The organism is Salegentibacter haimaensis (assembly GCF_054121495.1).
Map to the genome: position 1 here is coordinate 103,792 of NZ_JBSYGH010000009.1, position 11,667 is coordinate 115,458.

Consider the following 11,667-nt stretch of genomic DNA (forward strand, 5'->3'; position numbering starts at 1 on the left):
GGCTTTGCTTTGGCTGGTTAACGGTCAAAACTAAATAATATTCTTCGAAAGATTTTAATCTGGCCTATCCAAATAGGTATGGGTAATAAATTACTATTCCTATAATACTGGCAAAAAGAGCCGCAAAAAATACCCCGCCGGCGGCAACGTCTTTAATATGACCAATTTTACTGTGAAAATCGGGATGTACAAAATCGGCCAGGGCTTCAATGGCCGAATTTAAACCTTCGGCGGCCATCACCAAACCAATGGCTGTGAATTGAAACAGCCATTCGGTCCTGGTAATGTCAAAATATAAACCAGCAAGGCTTACAATTATTGCAATAGCAAATTGCACCTGTATGCTGGCCTCGGTGCGCAGCAGAATCCAGGCGCCTTTAATAGCATAGCCTCCACCTCTAATTCTTTTTCCTAAAAAGGAATCACGCATTAGAGCAGGGGTTTTAAAGCTTCAAGATAATCGGGTTCTTCAGCAATATCGGGTACCTGCTGGCTGTGAATTACCGTGCCGTTTTCATCAAGAACAATTACAACGCGGGAGAGCAATCCCTCCAGGGGGCCGTCTATCATTTCCAGGCCATAATCTTTCCCGAACTCCCTTTCGCGAAAATCGGACAGATTTACCACATTTTTCAAGCCTTCATCATCTACAAAACGCTTTTGAGCAAAGGGTAGATCACGGGAAATACAAAGTACTACTGTGTTTTTAAGGTCGCCAACCCTTTCGTTAAAATTTCTTACTGAAGTGGCGCAAACCCCGGTATCTATACTCGGGAAAATATTCATCACTACTCGTTTGCCTTTAAAATCATCCAGTTTGGCAATAGAAAGATCAGATTTCAGCAGTTTAAAATAGGGGGCTTTTTCGCCTTTTTCGGGGAGATTGCCGTAGGTGTTCACCCGGTCTCCTTTAAAAGTTATTTGTGACATAGAATTTTTTTTTGGTATTCCGGTTAAAGTTAGAATTTCTGGTACAGGCTTTTACTAATTTTATCATAAAACAAAAAGGCCGCTCCAAAATTTGGAAACGGCCTTTATCAGTAGGTTAAGTGATAGATTTATCGATCTATAGAACCGATCACTTTCTGCATAAATTCATTGGCAGCAGATTTTTCATCTGCACCATTATTGATCATTTGTTGCACTTCAACGGCACCGCAAAGATTGGAGATCAATTCCCCGATCACATCCATTTCCTCATCGGTCACAGAGCGGTGTTCTGTAAAACTTTCCAATACTTCAATCGTATTTTCCAGTTTTTGCAGCTCGTTGTTGCGCTGTAAATGTCTAATTACTGGTAACTTCATTTACTAAGTCTTTTAGGGGCTCAAACTTGTTGGTTTGCACCTGGTTCACAAAATTTCCATCTTTGAAAGTAGCGAAAGTTGGAAGGTTATCCACATTTGCCAGTTTTCGTGATTCCGGAAATTTTTCAGCATCTACCAAAAGGAATTCAACATCCTCATTTTCTGAAGCCAGTTTTTTGAACTTGGGCTTCATCAATCGGCAGTTGCCGCACCAGGTTGCCATATATTGTACCACAACAGTTTTGTTGTTTCCAACAATTTCACCCAGATTATCCTGATCTAATTCCTTAATCATAACTTTTTAGCTTTTTTTTAGTTTAAGCTTAGGTAAGAGGCAACTCCATCGCGGTTAGCGTTCATCGCTTCTTTTCCTTCTTCCCAGTTAGCCGGGCAAACCTCACCTTTTTCCTGAACGTGAGTGTAAGCATCGATTAATCTTAGGAATTCTGTTACGTTTCTACCAAGTGGCATATCGTTTACGCTCTCGTGGAAGATTTTTCCTTCTTCATCGATTAGGTAAGTAGCACGGTAAGTTACGTTATCACCGTCTACTGTCAAATCTCCTGTTTCTTCGTCGTATCGCTCGTTGGTGATATCCAGAATTCCAAGACGTGAACTTAGGTTACGGTTAGAATCTGCAAGAATTGGGTAAGTTACTCCTTCAATTCCTCCATTATCTTTAGGTGTATTCAACCAGGCAAAATGTACCTCGGGCGTATCACAGGAAGCACCAATTACCATAACATTTCTTTTTTCGAATTCTTCCATAGCTTTTTGGAAAGCGTGAAGCTCGGTAGGGCAAACAAAGGTGAAATCTTTTGGGTACCAGAAAAGCAATACTTTTTTGTTGTTTTTCTGAGCTTCTTCAAGAACGTTGATCTTGAAAGTATCTCCCATTTCATTCATCGCATCTACGCTAAGATTTGGAAATTTTTTTCCTACTAGTGACATATTGTTTAGGTTTTAATTTGATTTCTAATTCGGGTGCAAATTTAGCCAATGACTTCAGTTTTTCGAAGCATTGAGATTTTAAAAAATTATTTGATTATAGTTTTTGCTTATCAGAAATTAAATTCAGAATAAATAATCTCTATTTAAGCTTTTTTTGTGGTGAGTTGCTTAATTTTTATGCCGAAGCCGGCAAAGAGTAGCGTCATAAACGGACTCAAATAATTAAAGATGGCATAGCCAAAATAGGAGGCAACCGGAACTCCTAGGACTCCGCTGTGGTAGGCCCCGCAGGTATTCCACGGAACCAGTACCGAGGTTACCGTTCCCGAGTCTTCCAGGGTACGGCTAAGATTCTCGGGAGCCAGGCCTTTATCGCGATAGGCTTTGGCAAACATTTTTCCGGGTACAACAATGGCAAGGTATTGGTCTGATGCGGTTGCATTCAAGGCCAAACAACTAATAACGGTGCTGGAAAACAGCCCGAAAGTGGTATGAAAGAGATTCAGCAAAGCTTTACTGATTCTGGCCAGGGCACCGATGGCATCCATAATTCCGCCAAAAACCATCGCACAAATGATCAGCCAGATTGTGCCGAGCATTCCCGCCATTCCGCCTGAAGAAAAGAGGTCGTTTAAATCCTGATTATCGGTTTCTACGGCGGTATCTACCGTAATGGCCTGCATTACTCCTTTGTATCCGCTAATAAAATTGAGGTCGCTGGCACCTGCAATTTGAGTCACAATTGAAGGCTGAAAGATGAGGGCCGCCACGGCTCCCAGCAGGGTTCCCAGAAGTAAAGCCACAAGTGGTGAAACTTTTTTTACGATCAAAGCAATCACTATGGCCGGCACTAAAAATAACCAGGGACTAATACTGAAAGATTTTTCTATGGAAGCCAGGATGCTGGAGGTATCAGTTACCCCGCTGGTGTCAAGGTTTAATCCTATGATTATAAATACGACTAAGGTTACCAGAATTGTAGGCACTGTGGTAAGGGTCATATAGCGAATGTGCGTAAACAAATCGGTTCCTGCCATTGCAGGAGCCAGGTTGGTGGTATCGCTAAGAGGCGATAATTTATCTCCAAAATAAGCGCCGGAAAGTATGGCTCCGGCCGTCATCCCTACTGAAATTCCAAGAGCTTCGGCAATTCCTATAAGGGCGATCCCTACCGTGGCTGAAGTCGTCCAACTGCTTCCCGTGGCCACCGAGATCACCGAACAAATAATCACGCAGGCAGCCAGGAAGATGGTAGGATTTAGAATCTGAAGCCCGTAATAAATCATTGTTGGAATAATTCCCGAGATAAGTCAGGTACCTGCAAGTGCCCCAACCATAAGCAGAATGAGAATAGCGCCCGCGGTAGATTGAATGTTCGAGGCTACCTCGTCTATCATCGCATCGTATTTAATATTGTTGAAATACCCAACGATTGCGGCCACTGCGCCACCCAGCAAAAGAATAAATTGATTTGATCCGCTAAGCGCATCGTCTCCAAAAACAAAAACATTAAAAGCAAGCATTGCGATTAAAGCAAACACGGGAATTAGAGCTTCCCAAATATTTAATTCTCTGTTTTCCTGAATAGTTGCAGCCGATTCATTGCTGGTATTTTCATCCATATTGCTGGTAGTTTCAATAAGAAAACCTCACAAGTTTTAGTGAAATGTGAGGTTTTGATGCTTTATTTCTAATACTTTTTCATTAGGGCCCGTAATTTTACGATTTTACCGTAAAACCGACAAATTTTTAGAGAAAGTCTGTTTAAAAACTATAGCCCAAACCAAACTGAACTCCCAAAGTTTGAAGTCGAGGATGATGATTTTCTTTTTCAAAAGGAATTAGGCTGCTCATACGCCAGTTGGGGTTGATATAAACCAAAAACCGATTGAAAGCATACTGAGCACCAAAGCCTGCTCCCAGGCCTATGCCAGATTGCGGAGCAAAACTGCTGTCTGTCGATTGAAAATCCATCACGGGGCCACCGTTAATGTAGAAATAGTTCCAAAATTCATAGTTTACAAACACGGGAATGGTGGTGATCTTTAATTCCTCGGTGCGGGTAGTTTGTTCGGGCATTGGGGCTGAGGTAATGATCACATCACCCTGCCAGAAATTGGCGCCGGTCTCAAGACCAATTCCGTTAGGTAGGCGCCAAATATATCTAATTCCGGTTTCGAAGGATTTCTCTACATTGTAGCCGGGGCCTCCAATAAGCTCCTGGCCGGCACCCAGACTGCTTTCAGTTAGGCCATAATAAATTTTTACTTCGTTTTGAAAATTCATTTGAGCCTGGAGGTTTTGACAATTAATTATAATAGTTGTAAATAATGTTAATAGGTAGAGCTTTTTCATGTTTTTCTTTTCGATAAATATACTGTTTTATATAAAAAGCCCCATCTCACTTAGGAAATGGGGCTGAAATTTTAAAAAATTCGAGGTTTAGGCCATCTCCTTTTCAAGTACGCCAACTTCGATCATACATTCTTTCATTATTTTATAAGTTCTTTCAATATCATTGTCCAAACCTATGCTGAAGCGAATAAGCCCGTCGCTTAAGCCCATTTCTCTCTGCTCTTCTTCGGGAATTTCAGAAGAAGTAGAGCTTCCCGGGGCACTGAATAGGGTTTTGTAAAATCCAAGACTTACCGCGAGGTAGCCCAGGTTTTTCTTCTGCATTAATTCCATAAGCTCATTGGCCTTATCCAGGCTGCCTACATCTATGGTTAGTAAACCTCCAAACCCGTAGGATTCGTTCATCATCTTCTTAAAGGTTTCGTGACCAGGGTGGCTTGCCAAACCTGGATAAACGGTTCTTAATCCGTCTTCCTGGAATTTTTCTGCCAGGAATTGGGCATTGTGGCTGTGTTGTTTAATACGAATATGAAGGGTTCTAAGGTTCTTTAAAATAGAAGCTGCCCTAAGGCTATCCATAGTAGGGCCCAATAACATACTGGCGCCATCGTTCACATTTCGAAGACTGTCTATGAATTCCTGGCTTCCGCAGGTGACTCCTCCCACGGTATCGCTGCTTCCATTGATGAATTTAGTTAGACTGTGAATAACGATATCGGCACCCAAAGCTTTGGGACTTATTGAAAGCGGAGAAAAAGTGTTGTCTACCACGAAAGTTAACCCGTGTTTTTTGGCAATTTTGGCAAGTTCGGGAAGATCGGCAACTTCAAGAAGTGGGTTGCTCACCGCCTCACAATACAATACTTTGGTGTTTTTAGTAATCGCAGCTTCCACCTTTTCGGCATCTGTGATATCTACAAAAGAGGTGTTGATGTTAAGTCCAGGTGCGAAATTTTTCAAAAAAGCATAAGTACCGCCGTATATAGTTCGGCTGGAAACTATATGGTCTCCGGCTTTACAAAGTTGGAGCAGGGTTGGGGTGATGGCCCCCATACCGCTGGCGGCTACATTGGCAGTTTCGGTACCTTCCATCGCTGCCAGGGCTTCCCCCAGGTATAAGTTGGAAGGCGAAGAATGTCTTGAGTATAAATAACAACCATCGGCATTTCCTTCAAAAGTGTCAAACATAGTTTTTGCTGAAAGAAATGTATAGGTGGAAGAATCGGAAATTGAAGGGTTTACCCCTCCAAATTCTCCAAAGTATTGAAGATCCTGGATTTTATCGGCCGGTTTATATTTCATCGGTATAGGTTTTTAAGGTTTCTCCAAATTTCCTGAATTTCAGAATCAAAATCAATGAGGTTATGAATATTCAGAATTTAAATTTATTTATAATTGAAAATGCAGAAAATAATGCTGAAATTCTCTAGATTTGATTTTAAGAGATGAAAATTTTTCAGAATGAAACCCGATAAAAAAGACCAGGATATTTTAAAGTTGCTGCAGCAAGACAGTAAATTAACTCATAAACAAATTTCCCTCAAGGTAGACCTTTCGGTTACTGCGGTTTATGAACGTATTAAAAGACTGGAACGGGAGGGGGTAATCTCCAAATATGTGGCGCTGGTAAATCCTGAAAAAGTAGAAAAAGCCTTTATGGTCTTTTGCCAGATAAAGCTTATCCAGCACACCAAATCCTATCTTACCCGTTTTGAAAACGAGGTCACCAGCCTGCCTGAAGTTTTGGAATGTTTTCATATTAGCGGGGAATATGATTACATATTAAAGGTGATGGTAAAAGATATGGAGGCTTACCGCGAATTTATGGTTACTAAACTCACCACTTTAGATCATATTGGAAGTACTCAAAGTACGTTCACGATCGAAAAAGTGAAAAATACCACAGCCATAAATTTATAATTCTTAAAGTTTTTTTAGGGCAGGGCTTCGCATTGGTCATTGATGCGAATAGTTGTACTTTTGTGTCACTTGTTTAAAAACTATTACAAAACATTGAATTATGAGTAAATATGATGTTGCAGTTATAGGATCAGGCCCGGGAGGTTACGTGGCTGCCATACGCTGCGCACAACTGGGAATGAAAACTGCGATCATTGAAAAATATTCAACCCTTGGGGGTACCTGTCTTAATGTAGGTTGTATTCCAAGTAAAGCATTACTGGATTCTTCCCATCACTATCACGATGCCGTAGCGCATTTCGAAGAACACGGAATTGAAATTCCGGGTGAAATTAAGGTAAACCTGGAGAAAATGATGGAGCGCAAGAACTCGGTAGTGAGTCAAACTTGTGACGGGGTAAAATACCTGATGGATAAAAATAAAATTGATGTTTATGAAGGTGTAGGTTCTTTTAAGGATAAAACCCACGTAAACATTAAGAAAAACGATGGAGAAACCGAAACCATCGAGGCTGGTAAAATCATCATTGCAACCGGTTCAAAACCCTCAAACTTACCATTTATTGAGTTAGATAAAGAACGTGTAATCACTTCTACCGAGGCCTTAACACTTAAGGAAATCCCGAATCATATGATCGTGATTGGTGGTGGGGTGATTGGTCTGGAACTTGGCCAGGTTTACCGCCGATTAGGAGCCGAGGTTACTGTTGTAGAGTTTATGGACCGCATTATTCCTACAATGGATAGCGCTCTTTCGAAAGAACTTCAGAAGGTACTAAAGAAACAGGGAGTGAAATTCCATGTTTCTACCAAGGTGAAATCGGTTGAGAGAAATGGTGATGAGGTGATCATCAAAGCCGATGATAAAAAAGGTAAAGAAGTAGAAATTAAGGGAGATTATTGCCTGGTTTCTGTAGGACGACGTCCCTTTACCGATGGTCTAAATGCCGATGCTGCAGGAGTAAAAGTTTCAGATAAGGGAACCATCGAAGTAAATGAGCACCTGCAAACCAACGTAGAAAATATCTATGCGATTGGAGATGTAGTGCGGGGGGCTATGTTGGCACATAAAGCTGAGGAAGAAGGAACTTTTGTTGCTGAAACCATCGCCGGGCAAAAGCCGCATATCGATTATAATCTTATTCCGGGTGTGGTTTATACCTGGCCCGAAGTGGCTGCAGTAGGAAAAACTGAAGAGCAACTTAAGGAAGAAGGCGTAAAATATAAGGAAGGTAAATTCCCAATGCGTGCTTTGGGTCGTTCCCGAGCCAGTGGAGATTTAGACGGATTCGTAAAAATCCTTGCCGACGAAAAGACCGATGAGGTATTAGGTGTGCATATGATTGGAGCCCGTACGGCCGATCTTATTGCTGAAGCTGTAACCGCGATGGAATTCCGTGCCTCTGCCGAGGATATCTCAAGAATGAGCCACGCGCATCCAACTTTTGCTGAAGCCGTGAAGGAAGCTGCCCTGGCCGCAACCGATAACCGTGCCCTGCACGTGTAGTCGATTTTAAATTCAGAAAAAATAAACCCGGATTTCGAGAGATTTCCGGGTTTTGTTTTTTTTATTGCAGGTTGATTTGGTATTCATTCTTTAACTACCTTTAGAAGGTAATTCTAAATTTAGAAACAATGCCAAAAGAAAAGTCACCCTCGAAGAATTCGGCTAAAAAAGAACCGGCTTTGAGTTTAAAGGAAAAGCGCGCTGCCAAAGCCGCCAAGAAGAAGAACAGAACATAATTTTCTAATTCTCCAATACAAATAATCCCGCCAGGAAGGTGGGATTTTTTTATTCTAATTTTTAAAAGATTTATTCAGGTCTCTCATTACCTGCTTGTGCGAATAATATTCACCATTTTTAATTTCTTCTCTGGCGATATTTATCGCGTTCTCTTCTTCTAAGGTTAAGTTATAAATTCCCTCACCGGGAAAGAGATCCAGCATATTTCTTAGAAAATCATCGTCATTAGATTTTCTAATCTTTTCAATTAATTTCAGTTTTATTTGTTCGGTTTTCATCTTTCTGAAATACAAATAATTCCTGATAAATCACTGAATTTGAATGCTGTACCCGGCTTCAAAAACTTCTCCCGGTTCGAGCTGTTCGATGCCTTCTTTGGTCTTAAAGTTTTGATCGGTGCCTTCTACATCGGCGATACCCAGCCACGGCTCGATACAAACATAGGGAGCCCCGGGCTTTGCCCAGATTCCTAAATTTTTAAAGTCAGGGTATTCTACGCTTAAAATAGTACCTGAATTTTTGCTTTTTAAAGCTACCTTTTTGGAGGGAATATTTTTAAAGATCAGCGCGTCCCTATTAAAAAGCTCTTTAGTAAGGCCAATTTTGTCTTCGTTGTCCAGAATTCCGCGCGTGTTTTCGCTTATCAGGCCTTCATCATTGAGAAGATAAGTTCGTAAATCCATTTTGCGGTCGAATTCGAGGTAGTAATCTTCATAAGATTCGTTTACCGAAACCGGGGCATTAAACGCCGGGTGGCCGCCCAGCGAGAAATACAGCGTTTTCTCATCTAAATTTTCAATGCGGTGGTCTACCTTCAGACTTTTACCATTCAGTTTAAAGCTTATCTGAAAATTGAATTTAAACGGATACTTTTCTAAAGCTTCTTCAGAAGATTTTAATTCATAAATCAGCTCATCTTCGCTATGAGATTTCAGCTGAATATTCTTATTATAACGCACAAATCCGTGTTTGGGCATTTTGTAAGTCTGGCCTTCAAAAATAAATTCCCCGTTTTTTAAAACACCGATCACCGGGAATAGGTTTGGTGCCTGGCTGGCCCAAATTTCCGGGTTTCCCTGCCAAAGATGTTCTATGCCGGTTTGCAGGTTTTTAATGCTTGAAAGTTCAGCTCCTACAGGATTTACGGCGATGCTTAGAAACTCATTTTTTAGCTGCTGCATACTATTTTTTCCTTCTTCGGTTAGCATTTTTATCGCCCCTGGTCTTGGGTTTTTTATACTTTTTCGCGATTTCCCGCCTGTATGAACCTCCAAGATTTTTTTTCTTGTTTTTTTCTTTCTTTTCGTGAAAAGCCGGGCCGGGAGCATCTAAATCTCCGCTTTTCGTCGGATTATTGATCTCTAAAACTTTAGGCCTCTCTTCAGGGATCAATTCCGTAGAAATCTCCACTTCTTCCGGCAAGTGCTTTTGCGGAACTTTCATTTGCATCAAATTCTCGATGCTGTCAAGGTATTCGATTTCAGCTTCAGTAGTTAAAAGAATCGATTTTCCCTCTTTTTCGGCTCGCCCGGTTCTCCCGATTCGGTGCATATAATTTTCGGGATATTTTGGCGTATCGAAATTAATCACGTGACTAACCGATTCGATATCCAGCCCGCGGGCCATCACATCGGTTGCCACCAGAATTCGGCAAAACCCGCTGCCAAATTGTTTTATACTGCGCAGGCGGTAATTTTGGGTTTTGTTGGAGTGAATCACCGTACATTCATCTACAAAATATTCTTCCAGTTCTTTGTAAAGCCTATCGGCCATTCTCTTGTAGGCCACGAAAATCAGCACTTTCGAATAGGTTTCCTTATCTGCCAGGATATGTTTGAGAAAATTTACCTTGGTATTGAAATTCGGAATTTTATAACCGGTTTGCTCGATATTGTCCAGTGGGGTCCCGCTGGCGGCTACCGAAATGGTTTCGGGGCTTTTAAAATTCGATTCGATAAGAATTTCTACATTCTCGGTGATCGTAGCCGAAAACATAATATTTTGTCGGTGCTGCGGAAGCAATTCGAGAATATTATTGATCTGAAATTTGAAACCAAGATCCAGCATTACATCTACTTCATCGATCACCAGTTTCTGGATGGACTTAAACTGAATGGCCCTTCTAAGCACTAAGTCATAAAGCCTTCCCGGCGTGGCCACGACTATATCCTGGCCCTGCATCAAATTCTGTTGCTGGGTATTCATATTAACTCCGCCATACACTCCAGAAATTCGAACATTCATATAAGCCGTAAGCTTTTCGATTTCTTCAACCACCTGAACTACCAACTCGCGTGTAGGCACTAAAACCAGCACCCTCGGATTTTTTTGTTCAGAATACTTCAACATTCTTAATATGGGAAGCATATAGGCGAAGGTTTTCCCCGTCCCCGTTTGCGCGATCCCTACCATATCTCTACCAGACATTATTGTAGAAAATGTTTGTTCCTGAATAGGGGTGGGGGAGCTAATCCCGAGATCTTCCAATGCATTGAGCAGGGGAGTGGTAATATTTAAATCCTGAAAAGTCACAGCTTGAAGTTTTTATGGGCAGACAAAGTTAGTGAAACTCTGTTTTAAAAAAGCCGAAGGCTGCATTTAAAACAGTTAGTTGAACTAATCCCGACGCAAGTCGGGATCTCATTCACCTGAAAAGCCCGTCAAGAGTTTCGCATTTTTTCAATTGCACTGCCGAAGGCCTTATCCCAACCTGCAAGGTCTCTAAGACCTTGTAGGTTTTTTGAAGGTTCATCTTTTTTTGTTGGTGTTTTTCGATTCCAGACCTATAAGGTTGGAAAAACCTTGCAGGTCAGGGTCCGGTTTGGGATCACATCCCAACCTGCAAGGTCTCCAAGACCTTGTAGGTTTTTTATGAGTTCATTTTTTACAGGGTTAGCGGCCGATTTCAGACCTACAAGGTTGAAAAAAACCTTGCAGGTCAGAGTCCGGTTCTTCCTGCAAGGTCTCTAAGACCTTGAAGGTTTTTTTGAAGGTTCATTTTTTTTGTTTTTCGATTTCAGACCTACAAGGTTGGAAAAACCTTGCAGGTCAGGGTCCGGTTCGGGATCTCATCCCAACCTGCAAGGTTTCTAAGACCTTGTAGGTTTTTTTGAAGGTTCATATTTTTGGTTGTTTTTCGATTTCAGACCTACAAGGTTGGAAAAACCTTGCAGGTCAGGGTCCGGTTCTTCCTGCAAGGTCTCCAAGACCTTGTAGGTTTTTTTTTGGAGTTCTTTTTTTTCTAGGTTTCAGGCAATTCCAGACCTACAAGCTTGGAAAAACCTTGCAGGTCAGGGTTCGGTACTTCCTGCACGGTCTCCAAGACCTTGTAGGTTTTTTTTTGGAGTTCTTTTTTTTCTAGGTTTCAGGCAATTCCAGACCTACAAGCTT

The 11,667-nt window shown here is 41.4% G+C and carries 12 protein-coding genes and 1 pseudogene; 2 read left to right on the forward strand and 11 right to left on the reverse strand.

Translation table 11 applies throughout. The features are described 5' to 3' along the window. Positions 1-64 precede the first annotated feature (64 nt). The 8 genes and pseudogenes from ACW6QP_RS10105 to ACW6QP_RS10140 all read right to left on the reverse strand — a co-directional run bounded on the left by ACW6QP_RS10105 (position 65) and on the right by ACW6QP_RS10140 (position 5,915). Positions 65-430: a diacylglycerol kinase gene (locus ACW6QP_RS10105; RefSeq protein WP_457910750.1), complete on the reverse strand. Its 366-nt coding sequence runs from the start codon at positions 428-430 to the stop codon at positions 65-67. Continuing rightward, the gene (gene tpx / locus ACW6QP_RS10110) at positions 430-930 is read right to left on the reverse strand and encodes a thiol peroxidase (protein WP_457910751.1); all 501 of its coding nucleotides are present in this window, start codon (positions 928-930) and stop codon (positions 430-432) included. The genes ACW6QP_RS10105 and tpx overlap by 1 nt, the downstream gene beginning before the upstream one ends. A 128-nt stretch (positions 931-1,058) precedes the next feature. Then, positions 1,059-1,307 (reverse strand): DUF6952 family protein, encoded by a 249-nt coding sequence (locus ACW6QP_RS10115; protein WP_457910752.1) that lies wholly within the window; start codon positions 1,305-1,307, stop codon positions 1,059-1,061. Continuing rightward, positions 1,288-1,602, reverse strand: a complete 315-nt coding sequence (locus ACW6QP_RS10120; RefSeq protein ID WP_457910753.1) for a thioredoxin family protein — start codon at positions 1,600-1,602, stop codon at positions 1,288-1,290. The genes ACW6QP_RS10115 and ACW6QP_RS10120 overlap by 20 nt, the downstream gene beginning before the upstream one ends. Before the next feature lie 17 nt (positions 1,603-1,619). Beyond that, positions 1,620-2,258, reverse strand: a complete 639-nt coding sequence (locus ACW6QP_RS10125) for a redoxin domain-containing protein (protein WP_457910754.1) — start codon at positions 2,256-2,258, stop codon at positions 1,620-1,622. 143 nt (positions 2,259-2,401) lie between these two features. Beyond that, a pseudogene (gene nhaC / locus ACW6QP_RS10130) lies at positions 2,402-3,880 on the reverse strand (Na+/H+ antiporter NhaC). A gap of 142 nt (positions 3,881-4,022) precedes the next feature. Beyond that, positions 4,023-4,544: a hypothetical protein gene (locus ACW6QP_RS10135; RefSeq protein ID WP_457910755.1), complete on the reverse strand. Its 522-nt coding sequence runs from the start codon at positions 4,542-4,544 to the stop codon at positions 4,023-4,025. Positions 4,545-4,700: 156 nt separating this feature from the next. Beyond that, complete coding sequence (locus ACW6QP_RS10140) at positions 4,701-5,915, reverse strand: aminotransferase class I/II-fold pyridoxal phosphate-dependent enzyme (RefSeq protein ID WP_457910756.1); 1,215 nt, start codon at positions 5,913-5,915, stop codon at positions 4,701-4,703. A 159-nt stretch (positions 5,916-6,074) separates the two neighbouring features. Here ACW6QP_RS10140 and ACW6QP_RS10145 point away from each other — a divergent pair, with 159 nt between their 5' ends. Together ACW6QP_RS10145 and lpdA are read left to right on the forward strand one after the other, a co-directional pair. Beyond that, positions 6,075-6,533 carry an Lrp/AsnC family transcriptional regulator gene (locus ACW6QP_RS10145; RefSeq protein WP_457910757.1) on the forward strand — a complete coding sequence of 153 codons (459 nt, stop codon included), beginning with the start codon at positions 6,075-6,077 and terminating at the stop codon, positions 6,531-6,533. Positions 6,534-6,633: 100 nt separating this feature from the next. Continuing rightward, entirely contained in the window at positions 6,634-8,040 is a 1,407-nt protein-coding gene (lpdA, locus tag ACW6QP_RS10150) for a dihydrolipoyl dehydrogenase (protein WP_457910758.1), read from the forward strand. A gap of 290 nt (positions 8,041-8,330) precedes the next feature. Here lpdA and ACW6QP_RS10155 read toward each other — a convergent pair whose 3' ends face one another. Genes ACW6QP_RS10155 through ACW6QP_RS10165 form a run of 3 tightly spaced genes read right to left on the reverse strand, consistent with a single transcriptional unit; the run spans position 8,331 to position 10,809 of the window. Further along, positions 8,331-8,555, reverse strand: coding sequence for a hypothetical protein (locus tag ACW6QP_RS10155; protein ID WP_457910759.1), 225 nt, complete (start codon positions 8,553-8,555; stop codon positions 8,331-8,333). A gap of 30 nt (positions 8,556-8,585) precedes the next feature. Further along, on the reverse strand, positions 8,586-9,458 hold the full coding sequence (locus ACW6QP_RS10160) for an aldose 1-epimerase family protein (protein WP_457910760.1): 873 nt from the start codon (positions 9,456-9,458) through the stop codon (positions 8,586-8,588). Between the two features lies 1 nt (position 9,459). Further along, the gene (locus ACW6QP_RS10165; RefSeq protein ID WP_457910761.1) at positions 9,460-10,809 is read right to left on the reverse strand and encodes a DEAD/DEAH box helicase; all 1,350 of its coding nucleotides are present in this window, start codon (positions 10,807-10,809) and stop codon (positions 9,460-9,462) included. Between the last annotated feature and the right edge of the window lie 858 nt (positions 10,810-11,667).